This is a genomic window from Sphingopyxis sp. GW821-FHT12F08 (genome assembly GCF_058806755.1).
In genome coordinates this window covers 398148-417775 of the sequence record NZ_JBXAQA010000002.1, presented here as the reverse complement: position 1 = coordinate 417775, position 19628 = coordinate 398148, and the positions used below count along the sequence as shown (strand labels likewise).

Genomic DNA, 19628 nt, shown 5'->3' with positions numbered 1-19628 from the left:
GGACAAGTGTCGGCGAAGAATCTGGAACAGGTCTTGGGAGCAGCCGGGAATCCTGTGGAAATGCTGCGCAACTCGCAGCTTGGCGCCTATGTCTACCCGGTGGTGGCGCCCGAGTTTCACAACTGGCGCGACGAGCAGTGGGCGTGGCAGCACAGTGCCGTGCTGTTCGATCAGTCGCACCACATGGTCAATCTCTACATCCGCGGCAAGGACGCGCTCCGGCTGCTGACCGAGACGATGATCAACTCGCCCAAGGGGTGGGCGGTGAACAAGGCCAAGCAATATGTGCCGACGACGCCCTATGGCCATGTCATCGGCGACGGCATCATCTTCTGGCTCGCCGAAGAGGAGTTCGTTTATGTCGGCCGCGCGCCGGCGTCGAACTGGCTGCGTTTCCATGCGGCGACGGGCGGCTATGACGTCGAGCTCGAACTCGACGACCGTTCGCCGATGCGCCCGATGGGCAAGCCCGTCACCCGTTCGTGCTGGCGCTTCCAGATCCAGGGACCGAATGCGTGGGCGATCATCGAGAAGCTGCATGGCGGCCCGCTCGAGCAGCTCAAATTCTTCAACATGTCGACGATGAACATCGCCGGCAAGACGATCCGCACGCTGCGCCACGGCATGTCGGGCGCCCCGGGGCTCGAAATCTGGGGTCCGTATGAGGAGCAGGAGGAGGTTCGCGCCGCGATCCTCGAGGCGGGCAAGGAATTCGGCATCGTCCCGTGCGGCAGCCGCGCCTATCCGTCGAATACGCTCGAATCGGGCTGGATCCCGTCGCCGCTCCCCGCGATCTACACCGGCGACAAGCTGAAGACCTATCGCGAATGGCTGGGCGCCGACAGCTATGAGGCGACCGGATCGATCGGCGGCAGCTTCGTGTCGGACAATATCGAGGATTATTACCTCAACCCGTGGGAACTGGGTTACGGCCCGTTCGTCAAATTCGACCATGATTTCCACGGCCGCGAAGCGCTCGAGGCGATGAACCCGGCCGAGCAGCGGGCCAAGGTGACGCTGGCCTGGCATCCCGAAGACATGGCGAAGATCATGGCCTCGCTGTTCGATCCCGACGGCGACCAGTATAAATTCTTCGACGTGCCCTTGGCCAACTATGCCTCGTCCAACTATGACCGCGTCGTCGATGCGGGCGGGCGGGTGGTCGGCCTGTCGATGTTCACCGGCTTCAGCTACAATGAAAAACAGGCGCTCAGCCTTGCGACGATCGACCATGAAATCCCCGTCGGCACCGAACTTCGCGTCGTGTGGGGCGAGGAGAATGGCGGCACCCGCAAGACCACCGTCGAGCGGCACAAGCAGATCGAAGTGCGCGCGGTCGTGAGTCCGGTTCCCTACAGCCGGGTCGCGCGCGAAAATTATGCCGAAGGCTGGCGCACCCAGCGCTGATCCGGTTGTCGCAGCCTACGCCGCGCCGGTTATCGGCACGGCGCGGGCTGCGCACCGCCTGACATGGAGGGCCGGATGGTCGTACCCCTGATCCATCCCAATTGGGCGCACGCGCCCGTCGGCATGACCGACGGCTATTCGTTGGAAATCACCGCAAAGGACGTCGCCGCATTGCGCGAGGCGGCCCCGCTGGTCCCGGCCGAAACGCCCGTCGCGATCACCTTTCTGCCCGGGGAAGAGGCGCAGGCCCGGGTCGCCGCCGCGGTCGCGGTGCGCGAGCTCGGCTTTGAACCCATGCCGCATTTCTCGGCGCGGCGGATCGTCTCGCACGACGAATTCGAGACCTATCTGGCCGCCGTCGCGCAGGATGCCGGAGTGCGGCGCTGTTTCATCGTCGCGGGCGATCCGCCCGAGCCGCAGGGGCCATTTTTCGATACGTCGGCGCTGATCGCTACCGGCGCCTTCGAACGCGCGGGTATCAAGGCGATCGGTGTCGGCGGCCATCCCGAGGGCCATCCGGTGATGTCGCCCACCGAGTGCTGGGCGGTACTGGAGCGTAAGGTCGGCGAGATCGAACGGCGCGGCATGTCGCCGCTGGTCGTGACGCAGTTCGGCTTCGATCCGAATGCCTTTCTCGGCTGGCTGAAAGAGGCGCGGCGGCGCGGGATCGACACGCCGATCCGCATCGGCATCCCCGGACCCGCCAGCATCAAGACACTGCTGCGTTTCGCCGCGCGCTGCGGCGTCGGCGCATCGACCAGCGTGATGAAGAAATATGGCATCTCGCTGACCAGTTTGATCGGAAGCGCCGGACCCGACCGGTTGGTCGATGAATTTGCCGACCGGCTGGGCGACGAACACGGCCGCGTGCGGCTGCATTTCTACCCCTTTGGCGGGGTGAAGAGCACGGTCGAATGGATCGCGAAATATCGGGACCGGGAGGAGGGCGGACTTGGCTGATTTCGTATTGGTACACGGCGCCTGGGGCGGCGGCTTCTATTATCGCGGGCTCGCCGATGCGCTGCGTGCCGCAGGCCACGGTGTGGTGATCGCCGAACTGACGGGTCTGGGCGTTCGCAGGCACCTCTCATCGCCGGCGATCGATCTCGACACGCATATCGAGGATGTGGTGGCGCAGATCGATTTGCACGGCCTGCAGGACTTCGTGCTGGTCGGGCATAGCTATGGGGGCATGGTCATCACCGGCGTCCAGGCACGGCTGGGCGGACGAATCGCGCACGCGGTCTATATCGACGCCTTTCTGCCCGGCGATGGCGAAGCGCTGTGGGACATCGTCGGCGACTGGGAACATCGATATTATATCGCCGGCCAGCGCGAGACGCCGGGGCTGGTGGCGCCGCTGCCGGGGATCGACGCCCCCGAAGGCACGTTCAGCCACCAGCCACTGCTCACCCTCCTGCAGCCGGTTCGGTTGACGGGCCGGGAAAAGGAAGTGCGTCGCCGCACCTATATCTTCGCCAGCGACTGGCAACCGACGCCCTTCACCCGTTTCCACGACCAGGTGAAGGACGATCCCGCATGGGACGTTCACATCATTCCGTGCGGTCACGCGGTGATGATCGACGCGCCGGATCAATTGCTCGAAATCCTGCTCGCAGCGGCATGACATGTCGGTTCAGTCGCCGAAGAAATTCAACTCGAGCAAGACCCCGTTGGGGTCCATCGTGAAAATCTGGCGCAGCCGGATCGCGGCTACCAGGTTCAGCTGATACTCGGCGCCGCGCGCGTCGAGCCGGGCAATGGTCTCGTCATAACCTTCGCAGCGTAGCGCGATATGGTGGATCGAACCGGTGGGACCCGGCGCCACGTCCCGCGCATAGGTGCGGACGCAGTCGAGGCTATTGATGTGCAGGATCGCCCGGCCCGCCGCGTCATGCATCCATTGCGCCGTTGCAGGCGTCAGCGGCGGCGGTGCATCGCGCCGTTCGAGACCGAGCAGATCGGCATAAAAGATACAGGTCGCGTCGAGGTCGGCGGCGATGATGTTGACATGGTCGAGCGCTTCTACGCGCATGACACCGCCTCCTTTCAGGTTGCGTTCCGGGCCGCGTCGCGCGCATCCTTGTAACTCTTGCGGCGAAACGCTTCGAACCCGACCCGCTGATCATAGCCGGGATCTTCGGGATAGTCGCGGTAGTCGGCCAGATATTCGGCGAACAATTCGGCGACCTCTTCGCGGTGTTCGGGGTGCGAAAAGATATAGGCGCGGTTCTCGCGCATCGCGTCCAGTACCCGCGCCGCGATGACGTCGGGCTCCATGCCGAATTCATGCACCCCGGCGAGCCGTTCGACATGCGCGGTATCGACGGGCTTCGCGCCCGCCATCAGTTCGGGCGGGCGCACCTCGTCGCTGGCAAAGATATGCGATTTGACCAGGCCCGGGCACAGGATCGATACGCCGATGCCGTGCGGGGCCAGGCTGGAACGCAGGCTTTCGCTCATCCCGCGCACCGCGAATTTGGTCGTATTATATATCCCCGGCGACCCGCTGGCGAGCCAGCCCGCCATCGATGCGGTGTTGACGATATAGCCGCCATTGCCCGCCGCGATCATCCGCGGGACAAAGGTCATCACGCCGTTGATCGGGCCGTGCAGATTGACCCCCATCACCCAGTCCCAGTCCGAATAGCTCGATTCTTCGATCGGCTGGAACAGGTTGATGCCGGCGTTGTTGAACAGCAGGCTGACCGGTCCGAAGCGTTCCTCGACCGCGTCGGCCGCCGCCGCCATGCCGTCGCGCGACGACACATCGACCTGCACCCCCATCACCATCTGGTTGTCGAGCGACTTCAGCGCGACGTCGATCGCGTCCTGGCGAATGTCGGCCATCGCGACCTTGCATCCTTCGGCGAGCAATGCGCGGACCAGCCCGATGCCGATGCCGTTGGCGCCGCCGGTGACAAAGGCCGTGCGTCCCGAGAAATTGATCATGTCACAATCCTGCTTCTACTTCACCGGATTTTCGGGTGCGGCGGACCGTCCCTCCAGCTGCTGGTTAAAGATTTTGCGGCTGGCAAACAGCCAGCGGCCATCGACCCGGCGCAATTCATCCTCATAATGGCCAAAGCCGCCGATCTTCGGGGTATGGCCCGGGCCGTTATTGGCGACTTCGAACCAATAGGACCGCCCGGTCGCGGTATCGCCGTCCACGCTGATCGAAATATTGGTGATGAAATGGCGCAGCGTGACCGGCTTGCCCGATCCGTCGTCGCCGTAATAGGGCGCAAGTTGGGCGCGCATCCCGCGCACTTCCTCGCGGATGGCGTCGCGTCCCGTCACCGTGCCGCGCGCCCAGTCGAGCGTGCCGTCTTCGGTGAAGGTGGCGGCATAGGCATCGGCGTCGAACCAGTCGAGCGCGAACATGTAGCGTGCCTGCAGATCCTCGATTTCGGCCCGGTCGCGGGCATAGTTCGTGTCATAAGCGGGGTCGGCCAGCGCCGGAACGGCCAAAAGCGCAGCCGCGAGGGCCAGGACAAGACGATGCAGCTTCATGGCTTCAACCCTTCCTGCCGGGCGATTTCCGCGGCGTGGATGGGGTTTTCGAACAGCATCGCGAACGTCTGTTTATATTCCGCATTCTCGGGCAGATGCGCCGGAACGGCGGCGGTGGTCGCGTCTCCTCGCCGGCGCACGCCTTGCAGGAATTCGCTGTGGGTCAGGATATAGAGCTCGTCGTTCAAAATGCCGCGCAGCACCCGCTCGCCGACCTCTTCCTTGGTCTGGTAGAGGTGGAAGAAGTTGCCGCCCTCGCGCCGCCTTTTGTCGGCCTCGGCATAGCCGCTGTCGGCAAGGTCCGCCGGCCGCGTCTCGCCCGCCTCGGCGATGTTCGACTGGACCGCTCCGGGACAGAAGGCCGAACAGATGATGCCTTGCGGCTCCAGTTCGGACCGCATGCATTCGATCATCGAAATGACGGCGGCCTTGCCGGTGGAATAGATGGTTGTGCCGCCGACCGGGACCAGCCCCGACATCGACGCGGTGTTGACGATATGGCCGCCTTCGCCATGGTGCTGGATGCGCGGCAGGATCGTGACGATCCCGTTGATCGTGCCGCCCAGATTGACCCCCATCACCCAGTCCCAGTCGGCGAATGTGGCGATCGCGGTCGGGCCGACGACGGCGACCCCGGCATTGTTGCAGAGCAGGTGGATCTTGCCGAACCGCGCCTCGGCGGCATCGGCGGCGGCGGCGAACCCGGCCCGGTCGGTGACGTCGAGCTTGACGGTCAGCACCCGTTCGGGGTGGCCCAGTTCGCTCGCCGCATCGGCCAGATGGTCGTCGCGGATGTCGGCGACGACGATATTCATGCCGGCACCGAGCAACGCCTTGGCGATTCCCAGCCCGATGCCCGAGGCACCGCCCGTTATGAAGGCGGTTTTCCTTTCGAGATTCTGCATTTTTTCCTCTCCCGTCACAAAGCGCTGGACAAGTGCTCGCGAACAGGATTGTATCTAACACATACAAAATGATCGTTGTAAAGCGATTGTGAGAGAGGAGAGGTTGATGGCAGGTGGGTCTCCCGTTGCCACGTGCGCGAACCCGGCCATCGCCAGCGGCGAGCGGGTCTGGCCGTCGTCGGGCGCGGCCTATTGGGCCTTGTTCGTCATCGTGCTGGCGACTTTCCTGACCTTTTTCGATGCCGTGCTGTTCGGGATGCTCGCCGAACGCATCAAGGCCGATTTCGGATTGAACGACGCGCAATTGGGGTTCCTGGCCGGGCCGGCGAGCATCATCTGCTATTTCTTCATCGGCATCCCGATGGCGCGCCTGGCCGACATCTATCCGCGCAAATATGTGCTGGCGGCAGGGGCGGGGATCGTCGGGGTCATCATTTCGCTGGGCGGACTGGCGCAGAATTTCGGCCAGTTCGTCGCCAGCCGCGTCTTCCTGGCGGCGGGCGGATCGGCGCACGCCCCCGCCTCATACTCATTGCTCGCCGACGCCTTTCCGCCGCAAAAACTGACGCGCGCCTTTGCGCTGCTGCAATTCGGCTTCATCGGCGGCACGACGTTGGGGCCGGTGATCGGCGGCATGCTGGTCGTCGCGGCGGCGGGCTGGAGCGCGAGCGAGGTGATGGGGCTGCGCATCCTGGGCTGGCAATGGATCCTACTCTTCCTCGGGCTGCCCTCGCTGCTCGTGGCGGGCCTGTTCCTGACCATCCGCGAACCCGGTCGGCTTGCTCCCGCAGCCGACGCGCCGCAGCCCCCGACCGGCGTCTCGCTTGGCCGCCAGATCGTCACCTTCATGGGGTGGGACGCGGCGAAGGCGATCCATGCCAACGGGCGCGTCTACTACCCGCTGTTCGGCGCGCTGGCGCTCAGCGCGGTCGAAGTTTTCGGGCTGCAATTCTGGCGCGTACCGTTCCTGATTCGCACCTTCGGCTGGAACGAAGCGCAAATCGGCGCGGCGCTCAGCCTGACGGTGCTGGTCGCGTCGCTGTCCGGATTGGCGCTGGGCGGGGTCTTCGTCGAATGGCTGGCAAAGCGGTACAAGGATGCCAATGTCCGCGCCGCGTGCCTCTTCTTCGCCGGTACGACGGTCAGCACGATTACCGCGGTGCTGATGCCCAGCGCGTGGGGGTCGCTCATCGCTTTCGGCTTTGCCGGGATGTTCGGCATGGCGGGGGCGGTGCCGCAGAATGCCGCGATCCAGCGCGTCGCGCCCAATGCGATGCGCGGGCAGGTGACCGCCTTCTATCTGTTCATGTTCACCTTTTTCGGCGCGATGGGCAGCTTCGTCATCGGCCTTGTCGCCGAATATGTCGTCGGCGATCCGGCGCAGCTGTGGCGCGCGCTGCTGATGACTGCGGGGACGCTGCTGCCGCTCGCTACTTTCCTGATGTTCAAGGCGATCCGCCCCTATGGCGAGGAAGTCGCCAGGCTCGAAGCGCTGGGCCAATGACCCGCCCCGATGATTTGAAACGGAACCGAATATGACCGATTATCCCTCGCTCCACATGCTGATCGACGGCGAGCGCGTTGCTGCCGGCGACCGCCGCGTCCATCGCGTCGTCAACCCGGCGACCGAGGAGATAATCGGCGAACTGCCGCTTGCCGGCGCGGCCGACCTCGATCGTGCGCTCGCGGCGGCGCAGCGCGGTTTCGTCCGTTGGCAGCGCACCCCCGCCGCCGAACGCGCCGCCGTGCTGACCCGCGCGGCGCAGTTGATGCTCGAACGCAAGGAGGCGATCGCGCGCATCGCCACGCTGGAGCAGGGCAAGACGCTGGCCGAAACGCGCATCGAGGTGATGATGAACGTCGGCCTGTTCCAATTCTACGCCGGCGAGTGCCAGCGCGTATATGGGCGTCAGCTCGTTCGCCCCGCCGGGATGCGATCGACCGTCACCTATGAACCCGTCGGCCCCGTCGCGGCCTTCGCACCGTGGAATTTCCCGATCGGCAATCCCGGGCGCAAGCTCGGCGCACCGATTGCCGCGGGCTGTTCGGTGATCCTGAAGCCGCCCGAAGAGGCGCCCGCGTCGGCGCTCGCGGTCCTGCAATGCCTGCTCGACGCCGGGCTGCCGGGCGATGTCGGCCAGATCGTGTTCGGCGTCCCCGACGAAGTATCGCGTCACCTGCTCGCCTCGCCGATCATCCGCAAGCTCAGCTTCACCGGCTCGACGACGGTCGGCAAGCATCTCGCCAAGCTGGCGGCGGACGATTGCAAGCGCACGACGATGGAGCTGGGCGGGCACGGACCGGTGCTGGTGTTCGACGATGTCGATGTCGATCGGGTGCTCGATACGGTCGTGCCGCACAAATATCGCAACGCGGGGCAGGTGTGCGTGTCGCCGACGCGTTTTCTGGTCGAAGCGGGAATTTTCGAGCGCTTCCGCGACGGCTTCGTCGCGCGCGCATCGAAAATTCCCGTGGGCAACGGCCTGGAAGACGGGGTCCAGATGGGGCCGATGGCCAATCCGCGGCGGCCCGAGACGATGGACCGGCTGGTCGGCGAAGCGGTCGCGAACGGCGCCGCGCTGGGTTGCGGCGGCCAGCGGACAGGCAACCGCGGCTTTTTCTATGCCCCGACGGTGCTGTCCGATGTGCCCCTCGATTGCGCGATCATGACCGAGGAACCCTTCGGCCCGGTCGCGCTGATCAACGCCTTTGCCGACGAGGCGGCGATGGTCGCCGAGGCCAACCGGCTGCCCTACGGGCTCGCCGCCTATATCTGGACGACGGATGCCGAACGGCAGCGCCGCGTCGCGCGCGCGGTCGAGGCCGGCATGGTCGGCGTCAACACGACGATGATCGGCGGCGCCGATGCCCCCTTCGGCGGGGTCAAATGGTCGGGCCACGGGCATGAGGACGGCACCGAAGGGCTGATGGCGTGCATGGTGCTCAAAGCGATTCATGAGGGATGACGATATGACCCACGAACTGAAAACCGGCGGAGATCGGGGCTATCTGCGGATCGCGACCGAAGAAGCCTTTGCCACGCAGGAACAGATCGACGTCTTCCTGCGGATGGTCCGCGACGGCACCGCCGACAAGGGCATGGTGTCGCTGTGGGGCTTTTACGCGACCTCGCCGTCGGAGCGCGCGACGCAGATCATGGACCGGCTGCTCGATCTTGGCGACCAGCGGCTGCGCCACATGGACGAAACCGGGATCGACCGGGCGGTGCTCGCGCTGACCTCGCCGGGGGTGCAGCCGATGCTCGATTTGGCCGAGGCAAAACGGATCGCGGCGAACGCCAACGACCGGCTCGCCGACGCCTGCGCCGCGCATCCCGACCGCTTTATCGGCATGACCGCGGTGGCGCCGCAGGATCCCGACTGGTCGGCCGCCGAAATCCGGCGCGGCGCAGCCGAACTCGGCTTCAAGGGCGTCCAGATCAACAGCCATACGCAGGGCGAATATCTCGACGATCCCAAATATGACCCGATCTTCCGCGCCCTCGCCGATACCGGCCAGCCGCTTTATATCCATCCTTCGACGCCGCCCGACAGCATGATCGACCCGATGCTCGAGGCGGGGCTCGACGGCGCGATTTTCGGCTTCGGCGTCGAGACGGGCATGCATTTGCTGCGGCTCATCACCATCGGCATCTTCGACCGCTATCCCGATCTGCAGATCATGGTGGGTCATATGGGCGAGGCCTTGCCCTATTGGCTCTACCGGCTCGATTTCATGCACCAGGCCGGGGTGCGCGCGAACCGCTATGCGCGGATGAAGCCGCTAAACAAGACGATCGCGGGGTATATGCGCTCGAACGTCCTGGTCACCAATTCGGGCATGGCGTGGGAGCCCGCGATCAAGTTCGCGCAGCAGGTCGTTGGCGAAGACCGGGTCATGTACGCGATGGATTATCCCTATCAATATGTCGCCGACGAGGTCCGGGCGATGGACGATATGGACATGGCCCCCGATCTCAAAAAGAAGTTTTTCCAGACCAACGCCGAACGCTGGTTCGGATTGTGAACCGCGACGAACCAGGGAGAGAGACGATGGGGACGAACATGATCGGCATTACCGGAGCGACCGGCCAATTGGGGCGCCTTGTCATCGGCCAACTGGTCGAACAAGGGTTGGGCTCGCGGATCGTCGCATTGGTGCGCGACCCGGCGAACGCGGCCGATCTCGCGGCCTTGGGCGTCGCGGTCCGTGCGGCCGACTATGATGCACCCGAAGGTCTTGTCCCCGCACTGGCCGGCGTCGATCGGTTGCTGTTGATCTCGGGCAACGCGGTGGGCCAGCGGGTGGCCCAGCACCGCGCTGTCATCGATGCCGCGCGCGAAGCCGGGGTCGGCTTCGTCGCCTATACGAGCGTGCTGCATGCCGATACGAGCCCCATCGGCCTGGCCGAGGAGCATCGCCAGACCGAGGCTGCGCTGCGCGCCAGCGGACTGGCCTTCGCGCTGCTCCGCAACAGTTGGTATATGGAAAATTATGTGGGCGGCATCGCACCCGCGCTGCAGTTCGGCGTCATGATGGGCAGTTCCGGCGCGGGCCGGATCGCGGCGGCAACCCGCGCCGATCTGGCAGCAGCGGCTGCGGCGGTGCTCGCGGGCGGCGGCGAACATGACGGCAAAACTTATGAACTGGCGGGCGACACCGCCTTCACCATGGCCGATTTCGCCGCCGAGATCGCCAGGCAGTCGGGCAAGCCCGTCGTCTATCGGGACATGGCCGAAGCCGATTATGCCGCGGCGCTCGAAGGCGCCGGCCTGCCGCCCCCGGTCGCGGCGATGATCGCGCAATCGAGCGCATCGGCGGCGAGCGAGGCCCTGTTCGACGACAGCCGGACGATCGGTCGCCTGACGGGTCGGCCGACCACCAGCTATTCGGCCGCCATCGCCGCGGCGCTGGCCGCTTGATGGCGGCGGTGGATCCGCAGCAACCTGTCGGCATGCGCGTTCCGGCCGGCGCGAAATATGCGCTTGCCCTCGTCGCGCTGACAAACGCGCTCAGCTTGCTCGATCGCAACATATTGGCGATTTTGGCGCCGCAGATCAAAGACGATCTGGCGATCGGCAACGCCGAAATGGGGCTGCTCTACGGCACCGTCTTTGCGCTATTCTATGCGCTCTTCTCGCTGCCGCTCGGGCGGCTGGCCGATGGCTGGTTCCGCAACCGGTTGCTCGCGATCAGCCTGGCTTTCTGGTCGCTGGCGACGGGCTTTGCCGCCTTTGCCAACGGCTTTGCCATGCTGGCCCTGTCGCGGCTTGGCGTGGGGATCGGCGAGGCGGCGACCCAGCCGGCAGGAACCTCGCTGGTCTATGATTATTGGCCGCGCGAGCGGCGCGGCTTCGTCATGGCGGTGCTCGCCGCCGCGATCGCCGTCGGGCTGGGCGGATCGTCGATCCTCGGCGGCTATGCCGCCGACTGGTGGAACCAGACCCAGCCGGGTTCCAGTCTGCGCGGCTGGCAGTTCGCCTTTCTGGTCGCCGCCGCACCGGGTTTCCTGCTCGCGATCTTGCTGTGGCGGTTGCGCGAGCCGGAACGCGGCGTGATGGACGGCATCCCGACGGCGCACGATCGGGCGCCTTTTCGCGCCAGCGCCGCCATCCTGGGGTCGGTGACGCCGGGGCTCAACTGGATCAGCCTCTACGGCCGCAAGGCGACGCCGCGTCAGTGGCTGCTCAACATCGCGGTATTGCTGCTGATCGTCGCTGCAATGGTTGCCGCCATCTCGGCGGCGCAGCGTTTTTCGCCACGTCCGCCGCTCGAGATCGGCGGACTGGCGCTCGATCCGCACGTGCTTCAGTGGAGCGTCGTCGGCTTTGGCCTGTTCGTGATCTTCAACCTGCTGCAGGGATTGAGCCTCGCCGACAAACCGGCCTTTGCGGTTATTTCGCGCTCGCCGGCGCTGATCATGGCGATGGGCATCGGCGCCCTTCAGACGATGATCAATTATGGCGTGATGGGTTTCACGCCGTCCTTCCTGATGAAGGAATTTTCGCTGTCGCCGACCGAGGTCGGGCTGAAATTCGGGCTGCTCTCGGCCGGTATCGGCATTGCCGGGCCGATGATCGCCGGGCCATTGTCGGACCGCATCAACCGCCGCTTTCCGGGCAGCGGACGCATCTGGGTGACGCTCTTCTCGCTCGGCCTGTCGCCGCTGATCGCGCTATGGGTCTATGCGGCGGAGGATGCGGCCAGCTTTTACGGCCGCTTCCTGCTCTACAGCATCGTGCTGACCGGTTGGCTGCCGCCGCTTTATGCGGTGATGTACGATCAGGTGCTGCCGCGGATGCGCGGGGTGATGACCAGCCTTTACCTGATGCTGACGACGATCCTCGGCCTTGGCATCGGGCCCTATCTGGTCGGCATGATCGCCGATGCCAGGGGCGGCCGCCTGGCGCCCGCGATCCTCTCGATCAATTGGGTGGCGCCGGTCATCGTCGTGCTGCTGATCCTGCTGGCGCGCCGGGTGCGCCGCGACGAAGCGGGACTGCTCGACCGCGCACGCGCGGCAGGCGAGCCGATATAGCGGCGCATTGCGGGGGGAGCGGCGTCAGGCCGCCAACCCGATCGCGTCGGCGTCGGCCCAGTTGCCGTGCAGGCCGAAGCGCAGCCGGATGGGGATGTTGATCGTCGCGATCGGTCCTTTTTCGACGGCGAGCGCGTCGAACAGCAACAGGTCGCTGCGCGCTTCCTCCAGCCGGTTGCAGACCTGCACGATCCAGCCGTCGCCCTCGGGCGCGTCCTTCGCGCGCGGGATGAAGCAGGGCTCCTGCAGCGACGAGACCGGCCCGCACCACCAATGCTGCTCCGCACCCGTCTTATGGTCTTTCAGGAACAGGCAGTTCATCAGCATCCCCGCCGCGCTGCCGCCGCGCAGCTCGCAGGGGCGGCGCATGTCCATCTCGAGCATCCAGCCATAGCGATAGGGCAGGCCGGCGAAGCGGTCGTCGATGCGCGGAAATTCGCCGACCGTCTCGGTCAGCCGGGTGATCGCGGCAAAACCGTCGCCGTTCGACGCCATGTCGACGGTCCAGCGCGTGAGATAGCTCGACGCCGCGACCGGATCGAAGGGCGCGCCATCGACGTCGGGGAAGAAGGGAAACATATTGTTCTTCGCCTCGGGCGTGTCGAAGTGGATTTTCGACCCTTCCTGAAAGGCGTTCATCACATGGCTGGCAAAGCAATTGTCGCGCTTGAACCAGCGGATGTCGTCGGCGCTCGCGCCGGCCCGGCGCGGCAGCACGCCCAGATATACGGGCAAACTTGTGTCGAACCCGAAATGCGGCAGCCCCTTTTCCAGCCGGTCCCAGCTGCCGATCGACGGGACGATGTGGAACAGCGCATAATCCTCGGTGATCGCGAAATCATGCATCATGTTGTAATAGGGCGCCTTGAACCAGATTTCGTGGATCAACTCGCCCTCGGGCGTGACCTCGTAATAGGTGCAATCGTCGCTGCACAGGCCCGACGCGGCATAACCAAAGGCGATCATATTGCCGGTCGCCGGGTCGATTTTCGGATGCGCGGTAAAGGTCTGGCCGGTCATCTTGCCGTTGAACCAGGTATAGCCCAGCGTCTCCATCGTCGCGGGGTCCATGACCAGCGCCGGGCTGTCTTCCTTCAGCGCATAGAGCTTGCCGCCATGGATCCAGGCGTTGGTGTTGGCGGTGCCGCGGATCTTGCCCTGCACCCTGTCGTCGTCGGTCAGCGGGTTGCGATAGGCGCCGAACAGCCCGGCGCCCGCGTCATGCTCCAGTTTCCATTTGTCGGTCTTTGCCCAGCGCTGCCGGAAATCGCACTGGCCGTCATGAAAATGGAACCGCGTGATCATGCCGTCGCCGTTGAAGGCGATGTCGTCGCCCAGCCGCGGCGGATATTGCGGATCGGGCTGGACGCGAAAAAAGGCCCCGTCGAGCTCGGGCGGAATGCTTCCCTGATGCGCCAGATCGGATATATCCGCTTCGATCCGCGACGGCGTGTTGAAACCAGTAAAGCTCGGCGTTGCCGGAAAATGTGCCATGATGCAGCCTCTCGACATAACTTGTATGTTCTACTAACAATCACCGCAAGGGGAGCCGATGACAAGGAAAAAAGAAACGCTGGTGCCAACGACGCCGCATGTCGAAGGCGACGAGGATATCGGTGAGATCCGCAATATCGTCGGCTTTCATATCCGGCTCGCGCACGGCGCCGTGTATCGGCATTTCACCGAGACGTTCGAACATGTCGAGCTGACCCAGAAACAGGTATCGGTGCTGTGGCTGATCGACGACCATCCCGACATCGCCCAGACCGATCTGGCGCAGCGCATGCGCATGGACCGCGCCACGACGATGGCAATCGTCAACCGGCTGCAGGCGCGATCCTATCTGGTGCGCGGCAAATCGCCGCACGACGGGCGCAAGCAGACGCTGAACCTGACCGACGAAGGACGCGCGGCGCTGCGGCAAGCGAAGTCCGCGATCCAGGATCATGAGAGCTGGCTGAAAGGCCGGTTCACCGACAAGGAAGTCGGCCAGTTGATCGAGATGCTGAGCCGCATTCACGAGTGAACGAAAAAGAAGAACGAACGGGAGAGATGTGATGGCCGGGGCCAATCCGAAATCGGCGATCGACGATGGTCCGATGCACGCCTGGCAATGGCTGGCGGTCGCGATCACGGTCGGGCTCAACGGCCTCGATGGTTTCGACGTGCTGTCGATCAGCTTTGCGTCCCCCGGCATCGCCAGGGAATGGGGCGTCGATCAAAGCATCCTCGGCTGGATCCTGTCGATGGAACTGCTCGGCATGGCGGTGGGATCGGTGCTGCTCGGCGGGGTTGCCGACAAGGTCGGTCGCCGTCCGACGATGCTGGGGTGCCTCGTCGCGATGACGATCGGCATGCATTTCGCGGGCGTCGCGGCCAGTGTGAACGAGCTGCTGGGCTGGCGGCTGCTGACGGGGCTCGGCATCGGCGGCATGCTCGCGGCGATCAACGCCGCGGCGGCGGAATTCTCGAACAACCGCTATCGCAGTCTTGCCATGTCGCTGATGGTGATCGGCTACCCGCTCGGCGGCGTGATCGGCGGGTTGGTGGTGCAGCAACTGCTCGCCACCGGCAGTTGGCGGGACGTCTTCTCGTTCGGCGCGTGGGCGACCGCGGCCTTCATTCCGCTCGTCTGGTTCTTCGTCCCCGAAACCCCGGCCTTCCTCGATCGCAGGCGGCCCGAGGGCGCGTTGCAGCGCGTCAACAAGACGCTGCTCCGCTTTGGCCATGCGGCGGTCGCGGCGCTGTCGGACGAAGTCGAGGGCGCGCCGAAAAAGTCGATCGCCGACATTTTCAAACCGGCGCTGATTGCGACGACGTTGCTCATCACCTTTGCCTATTTCGCGCATATCACCAGCTTCTATTTCATCCTGAAATGGGTGCCCAAGATCGTCGTCGATATGGGGTTCGAGCCGAGAGCCGCGGCCGGCGTGCTGACCTGGGCGAATGTCGGCGGCGCGACAGGCGGCGCGATTTTCGGGATGCTGGCGATCCGTTTCGGCCTGAAGCCGCTGACGATGATCGCGCTGGTCGTCTCGTCGGGCATGATCTTCTGGTTCGGTTCGGGCGCCGACGATCTGGCGCGCCTGTCGATGATGGTCGCGGCGACCGGCTTCTTCACCAACAGCGCGATCGTCGGCCTCTATTCGCTGTTCGCCAAGGTCTTCCCCACCCATGTCCGCGCGACGGGGACCGGCTTTGCGATCGGGGTCGGGCGCGGCGGCGCGGCGCTCGCGCCGGTGCTTGCGGGCTATTTGTTCGCGGCGGGGTTCGGCTTGCAGACCGTCGCGCTGTGCATGGGCTTCGGCTCGCTGCTCGCCGCGATCGCGCTGCTGATGCTGAAGGAGCGCGCCGCCGATTAGAGCGGTTTCCGATCCGGTTGCACCGGATCAACCGCTCTAAGTTTTTGCTTTGTCCCGTTTTCTGAGTCATCAGGTGATTCCACCTGATTAAAAAACGCTCCAGCGGCGGCGCCGAAGCTCAGCCGATCAACATCAGCGCATCGAGCGCGACCGCGCCTTCGCCGTCGGGATAGACGACGACGGGGTTGAGGTCGATCTCGCGGATCGCGGGACCGGCCGCCAGCACGGCGCCGAGTGCCAGCACGATGTCCGCCACGGCTCCCACGTCCATCGCGGGCGATCCGCGAAAGCCCTGGAGCAGCGCCCCGCTCTTGAGCGCGTGAAGCTCGTCGATGATCGCGCCGCGCGTCAGGTCGGTCGGCAGCAGGCGCACATCCTTCAATATCTCGGCCTGAACCCCGCCAAAACCGGCGAGGATGATCGGTCCCCAATCGGGATCATTCTTCGCTCCGATGATGAGCTCCAGCCCGCGTGCCCCCATCGCCTCAACCAAGATGCCGTCGAGCACAAGCCCAGGGCTATATGCGGCAACGCTCGCCTGCATCCTTGCCCAGCCCGCCGCGATCGCATCCTCGTCTCCGACGCCGACGATCACCCCGCCGGCGTCGCTCTTGTGCGAGAGGGCGGGCGACTGCGCCTTGAGCACCACGGGATAGCCAAGCTCGGCCGCGATCGCCTGCGCCTCAGCGACCGTGCGCGCGAGGCGTGCGGAGGGGAAGGGGATGGCCAGGGGCGCGAGCAGTTCCTTCGCACGATATTCGGGAACCACACCGGCCGCAGGCAGCGCGATCGACACGGCGGCAGGCGCCGCAATATCGGAATCGCGCGCGGCGAAACGGTCCAGTTGTGCCAGCGCACGGAACACCCGGTCGGGGGTCGGGAAATAGGGAACATTGAGCGCGCGCAGCGCCGCGATATAGCCCTCCGGAACCGGCGCGCCATCGTCCATCCCGGCAAAGACGACGGGCTTTGCGGGCTGCAATGTCCGGATCGCCTCGATGATCGGCGGGAATTTGAGGTCGCAGGTTGCCGTGTCTGTCTGGATGATCGCAAAGACGACGCTGCCGAAGCGGTCGTCGCCGAGCAGCGCCGCGAGCGCGCGGCGATACAGATCGGGATCGACCAGCGCCTGCGCGGTCAGGTCGACCGGGTTCGACACCGGCACGAACGGCGGCAGCGCCGCGCGCAGCGCCGGGGCATCGTGATCGCCGACGACGGGCAGCGGCAGGCCCACCTCTTCGCACAGGTCGAGCGTGAGCGCCTTGAACGCCCCCGACTCGGTCAACACCGCGGCGCCGCCCGTGGGCACGGCGCCGCAGGTCGCGATGATGTCGACGGTATCGCCCAGCTCCTCCAGCGTGTCGGCCACGAGCACGCCGGCGCGCTCGACCTTCACCCGCATCAGCGCATAATCGCCCGCCATCGCGCCGGTGTGGGTGGCGGCGGATTCGCGCGCCGCGCTGCTCTTGCCGGGGTGCAGCAGCACGATCGGCTTGCCCGCCGCGCGCGCCTTTTTCGCCAGCGCCAGAAAGCGCTGCGGCTGACGGAATTGTTCGACGATCATCGCGATGACCTTGGTCCGGGCATCGGCGATCAGATAGTCGACATAATCCTCGACCCCGCTCGCGGCCTCGTTGCCGGTCGAGATCGAATAGGAAACGCCGATCCCGCGCGAAAAGAGCGTCCCGGCGAGCACGGCGGCCATCGCGCCGCTCTGCGATACGATCGCGACGCCCTGACGATCGCCGAGCGGCGCCGACGGGGTTTCGACGAAGGTCAGCGGGATCATGTCGATATAATTGACGAGGCCGAGGCAATTCGGTCCTTCGATCACCATGCCATGCTGGTCGGCGATGCGCGCGATCTCGCGCTGTTCGGCCAGACCCTCTTCGCCGCCCTCGGCAAAGCCCGCCGAAAAGATGATCGCCGACCCGACGCCGCGCGCCGCGAGCGCGCGGATGCTGCCCAGCACCGCGGCGCGGGGTATGGCGAGCACCGCCACATCGACGCCGCCGGGCAGTTCGTCGATGGCGCCGAGCGCCTGGCGCGACCCGATCGTCGGGCGCTTCGGGTTGATGAGGTGGATGTCGCCGGCAAAGCCCTGCCGTTCGAGATTGGCCAGCACCGTCGATCCCAGCGCGCCCGGCGTCGCCGATGCGCCGACGATCGCGACCGATGTCGGGCGGAGCAGGCGATCGATCGATTTGGCGGGCAGGCTGTTGGTCGGGTCGGTCATGGCTTTGGTTTTTCCTCTGTTCGCGGGCGGGACCGCGGGGTCATATCAGCGCGTCGAACCGCGCCGGATCGGGGGCATCGGCAAGGGCGGCCTGCTCCAGATAGGGCAATCGGCGCAGCATATCGTCGATCATGTCGGCGCCCGCGGCGCGCAAATGCCGCGCCGCAGCATCGTCGCCGGCCGTCCGCAACAGCGCCGCCGCGATCCAGCCGGCCGCGACTGCGGACGCGAGCGCCAGATAGCCGGTTGCGCTCCACTCGGCCGCGCGCGCGTCATGGCCGGGGTGCGTCAACCGCGCGGTCGTCTGTTCCAGGCAATCGAGTGCCTCGGCAAGCGGCGGGCAATTCTCCGCCTCGCAGCGCGCTTCGGTCAGAAAGGCGCGATAGGGCGCGCCGCCGTCCCTGCGCAGCTGCCGGAACAGCAGGTCCTGCGCCTGGATGCCGGTCGTGCCTTCGAAGATCGTCAAAACGCGGGCGTCGCGCAGGCCCTGTTCGACCGGCCATTCCTTTGTGTAGCCCGCGCCGCCCAAGATCTGGATCGCATCGCTGGCGACGCCAAAGCCGGTTTCGCCGCCCATCGTCTTGACGATCGGAAGCAGCCACGCGGTGAGCGCGGCCGAATGGGCGCGCTGTTCGGGGTCGTCGGTGCGGTCGGCGCGGTCAATATGCTTGGCTGCGATCTGGATCAGGCCGCGCAGGCATTCGAGCCGCGCCGCCATCGACAGCAATTGCCGCTGAATGTCGGCATGGGCTTCGATGGGGACGGGCTGCGGGCCGCTGCCGCCCTGACGGCGCTCGGCGGCATAGGCTTTCGCGGCCCTATAGCTTTGCGCCGCGATGCCCGCGCCCTGCACCGCGGTCGCCAGCCGCATGTGGCGGATCATCACGAACAATTGCTGCAGCCCGCGCCCCTCCTCGCCGAGCAGGAAGCCCGTCGCGCCCTCGAAACCCAGCGCGCAGGTTGGCGAGAGGTGGAGGCCCAGCTTCTCCTCGACGCGGCGCACGACGATGCGGTTGCGTGTCGCGCCGAAGCGGTCGGGAACGAGGAACAGGCTGATCCGGTCGGCGCCGGTCTTGGCGAGCAGGAAATGGCCGATACGATCGGTCAGATCCTGGTCGCCAAAGCTGATCCAGCATTTCTCACCCTCGATCGACCAGCGTCCGTCGGCGGAGGGCCGCGCCGATGTGCGGATGCGGCGCACGTCGGACCCGGCGTCGGGTTCGGAGATGCAGATCGTCGCGCCCCAGTCGCCGCTCGCGAGCCTGGGCAGCCATTCGGCCTGCTGTTCGGCGCTGCCAAAAGCGGCGAGCAGCCGCGATCCGGCGCGGATCGGCACCGGCATCATCCCGAAGGCGGGGCAGGCTCGGTCGAAGATTTCCTGCACCGCCGACGCCACGCCTGTCGGCAGGCCCATGCCGCCATGCGCCGGATCGGCGTCGATCAACAGCCAGCCGTCGTCGCGGTAAGCCCGCCACGCCGGCTTGTGGCTGGCCGGCGTCGTCACCCGCCCATTTACCAGCCGGCTGCCGATCCGGTCGCCCTCGGCGTTGAGCGGCACCAGCCAGCGCTGTGCGAACGCCTCCGCCGAACGCAGCATCTCTTCGATCTCGCCGGCGGAGGGATCGGTGCCACGGAGCGCGTCCACCGACCCGCTCCGGGTCAGCGCC

17 protein-coding genes are annotated in these 19628 nt (G+C 65.8%); 10 read left to right on the top strand and 7 right to left on the bottom strand.

Annotation, left to right across the window (positions count from 1 at the left end; translation table 11 throughout):
• The first annotated feature begins 6 nt into the window (after positions 1–6).
• From ligM to AC1RNQ_RS06800, 3 genes are all read left to right on the top strand, one after another.
• Complete coding sequence (ligM, locus tag AC1RNQ_RS06810) at positions 7–1407, top strand: vanillate/3-O-methylgallate O-demethylase (RefSeq protein WP_493169939.1); 1401 nt, start codon at positions 7–9, stop codon at positions 1405–1407.
• A 75-nt stretch (positions 1408–1482) separates the two neighbouring features.
• On the top strand, positions 1483–2367 hold the full coding sequence (locus AC1RNQ_RS06805; RefSeq protein ID WP_493169938.1) for a methylenetetrahydrofolate reductase: 885 nt from the start codon (positions 1483–1485) through the stop codon (positions 2365–2367).
• A complete protein-coding gene (locus AC1RNQ_RS06800) occupies positions 2360–3034 on the top strand; it encodes an alpha/beta fold hydrolase (RefSeq protein ID WP_493169937.1) in 675 nt (224 codons plus the stop codon). The genes AC1RNQ_RS06805 and AC1RNQ_RS06800 overlap by 8 nt, the downstream gene beginning before the upstream one ends.
• Positions 3035–3043: 9 nt before the next feature.
• On the opposite strand, the gene AC1RNQ_RS06795 is transcribed toward AC1RNQ_RS06800, so the two are convergent.
• Genes AC1RNQ_RS06795 through AC1RNQ_RS06780 form a run of 4 tightly spaced genes read right to left on the bottom strand, consistent with a single transcriptional unit; the run spans position 3044 to position 5825 of the window.
• Positions 3044–3442 (bottom strand): VOC family protein, encoded by a 399-nt coding sequence (locus AC1RNQ_RS06795; RefSeq protein WP_493169935.1) that lies wholly within the window; start codon positions 3440–3442, stop codon positions 3044–3046.
• A 14-nt stretch (positions 3443–3456) separates the two neighbouring features.
• Positions 3457–4359, bottom strand: a complete 903-nt coding sequence (locus AC1RNQ_RS06790) for an SDR family NAD(P)-dependent oxidoreductase (protein ID WP_493169933.1) — start codon at positions 4357–4359, stop codon at positions 3457–3459.
• A gap of 15 nt (positions 4360–4374) precedes the next feature.
• On the bottom strand, positions 4375–4920 hold the full coding sequence (locus tag AC1RNQ_RS06785; protein ID WP_493169931.1) for a nuclear transport factor 2 family protein: 546 nt from the start codon (positions 4918–4920) through the stop codon (positions 4375–4377).
• On the bottom strand, positions 4917–5825 hold the full coding sequence (locus AC1RNQ_RS06780; RefSeq protein WP_493169929.1) for an SDR family NAD(P)-dependent oxidoreductase: 909 nt from the start codon (positions 5823–5825) through the stop codon (positions 4917–4919). The genes AC1RNQ_RS06785 and AC1RNQ_RS06780 overlap by 4 nt, the downstream gene beginning before the upstream one ends.
• 106 nt (positions 5826–5931) lie before the next feature.
• Between AC1RNQ_RS06780 and AC1RNQ_RS06775 the strand changes: the two genes are divergently transcribed.
• Genes AC1RNQ_RS06775 through AC1RNQ_RS06755 form a run of 5 tightly spaced genes read left to right on the top strand, consistent with a single transcriptional unit; the run spans position 5932 to position 12363 of the window.
• Positions 5932–7329, top strand: coding sequence for an MFS transporter (locus tag AC1RNQ_RS06775; protein WP_493169927.1), 1398 nt, complete (start codon positions 5932–5934; stop codon positions 7327–7329).
• Between the two features lie 31 nt (positions 7330–7360).
• Positions 7361–8791 carry an NAD-dependent succinate-semialdehyde dehydrogenase gene (locus tag AC1RNQ_RS06770; protein WP_493169925.1) on the top strand — a complete coding sequence of 477 codons (1431 nt, stop codon included), beginning with the start codon at positions 7361–7363 and terminating at the stop codon, positions 8789–8791.
• A gap of 4 nt (positions 8792–8795) precedes the next feature.
• Entirely contained in the window at positions 8796–9851 is a 1056-nt protein-coding gene (locus tag AC1RNQ_RS06765; protein ID WP_493169923.1) for an amidohydrolase family protein, read from the top strand.
• 26 nt (positions 9852–9877) lie between these two features.
• Positions 9878–10747 (top strand): SDR family oxidoreductase, encoded by an 870-nt coding sequence (locus tag AC1RNQ_RS06760; protein WP_493169921.1) that lies wholly within the window; start codon positions 9878–9880, stop codon positions 10745–10747.
• Between the two features lie 32 nt (positions 10748–10779).
• Positions 10780–12363: an MFS transporter gene (locus tag AC1RNQ_RS06755; protein ID WP_493169920.1), complete on the top strand. Its 1584-nt coding sequence runs from the start codon at positions 10780–10782 to the stop codon at positions 12361–12363.
• A 24-nt stretch (positions 12364–12387) separates the two neighbouring features.
• Here the strand turns inward: AC1RNQ_RS06755 and AC1RNQ_RS06750 are convergent, their stop codons facing one another.
• Positions 12388–13857, bottom strand: coding sequence for a lignostilbene-alpha,beta-dioxygenase (locus tag AC1RNQ_RS06750; RefSeq protein ID WP_493169918.1), 1470 nt, complete (start codon positions 13855–13857; stop codon positions 12388–12390).
• Between the two features lie 58 nt (positions 13858–13915).
• Here AC1RNQ_RS06750 and AC1RNQ_RS06745 point away from each other — a divergent pair, with 58 nt between their 5' ends.
• A complete protein-coding gene (locus AC1RNQ_RS06745) occupies positions 13916–14389 on the top strand; it encodes a Saro_0803 family transcriptional regulator (RefSeq protein WP_493169917.1) in 474 nt (157 codons plus the stop codon).
• Between the two features lie 31 nt (positions 14390–14420).
• On the top strand, positions 14421–15725 hold the full coding sequence (locus AC1RNQ_RS06740) for an MFS transporter (RefSeq protein WP_493169915.1): 1305 nt from the start codon (positions 14421–14423) through the stop codon (positions 15723–15725).
• A gap of 118 nt (positions 15726–15843) precedes the next feature.
• On the opposite strand, the gene AC1RNQ_RS06735 is transcribed toward AC1RNQ_RS06740, so the two are convergent.
• Positions 15844–17961 carry an acetate--CoA ligase family protein gene (locus AC1RNQ_RS06735; RefSeq protein ID WP_493169913.1) on the bottom strand — a complete coding sequence of 706 codons (2118 nt, stop codon included), beginning with the start codon at positions 17959–17961 and terminating at the stop codon, positions 15844–15846.
• Between the two features lie 40 nt (positions 17962–18001).
• Complete coding sequence (locus AC1RNQ_RS06730) at positions 18002–19606, bottom strand: acyl-CoA dehydrogenase family protein (protein ID WP_493169912.1); 1605 nt, start codon at positions 19604–19606, stop codon at positions 18002–18004.
• Between the last annotated feature and the right edge of the window lie 22 nt (positions 19607–19628).

Coding starts and splice junctions, on each gene's coding strand:
- AC1RNQ_RS06805 (WP_493169938.1), top strand. CDS start 1,483: ATGGTCGTACCCCTGATCCATCCCAATTGGGCGCACGCGCCCGTCGGC.
- AC1RNQ_RS06795 (WP_493169935.1), bottom strand. CDS start 3,442: ATGCGCGTAGAAGCGCTCGACCATGTCAACATCATCGCCGCCGACCTC.
- AC1RNQ_RS06790 (WP_493169933.1), bottom strand. CDS start 4,359: ATGATCAATTTCTCGGGACGCACGGCCTTTGTCACCGGCGGCGCCAAC.
- AC1RNQ_RS06785 (WP_493169931.1), bottom strand. CDS start 4,920: ATGAAGCTGCATCGTCTTGTCCTGGCCCTCGCGGCTGCGCTTTTGGCC.
- AC1RNQ_RS06780 (WP_493169929.1), bottom strand. CDS start 5,825: ATGCAGAATCTCGAAAGGAAAACCGCCTTCATAACGGGCGGTGCCTCG.
- AC1RNQ_RS06775 (WP_493169927.1), top strand. CDS start 5,932: ATGGCAGGTGGGTCTCCCGTTGCCACGTGCGCGAACCCGGCCATCGCC.
- AC1RNQ_RS06770 (WP_493169925.1), top strand. CDS start 7,361: ATGACCGATTATCCCTCGCTCCACATGCTGATCGACGGCGAGCGCGTT.
- AC1RNQ_RS06765 (WP_493169923.1), top strand. CDS start 8,796: ATGACCCACGAACTGAAAACCGGCGGAGATCGGGGCTATCTGCGGATC.
- AC1RNQ_RS06760 (WP_493169921.1), top strand. CDS start 9,878: ATGGGGACGAACATGATCGGCATTACCGGAGCGACCGGCCAATTGGGG.
- AC1RNQ_RS06755 (WP_493169920.1), top strand. CDS start 10,780: ATGCGCGTTCCGGCCGGCGCGAAATATGCGCTTGCCCTCGTCGCGCTG.
- AC1RNQ_RS06750 (WP_493169918.1), bottom strand. CDS start 13,857: ATGGCACATTTTCCGGCAACGCCGAGCTTTACTGGTTTCAACACGCCG.
- AC1RNQ_RS06745 (WP_493169917.1), top strand. CDS start 13,916: ATGACAAGGAAAAAAGAAACGCTGGTGCCAACGACGCCGCATGTCGAA.
- AC1RNQ_RS06740 (WP_493169915.1), top strand. CDS start 14,421: ATGGCCGGGGCCAATCCGAAATCGGCGATCGACGATGGTCCGATGCAC.
- AC1RNQ_RS06735 (WP_493169913.1), bottom strand. CDS start 17,961: ATGACCGACCCGACCAACAGCCTGCCCGCCAAATCGATCGATCGCCTG.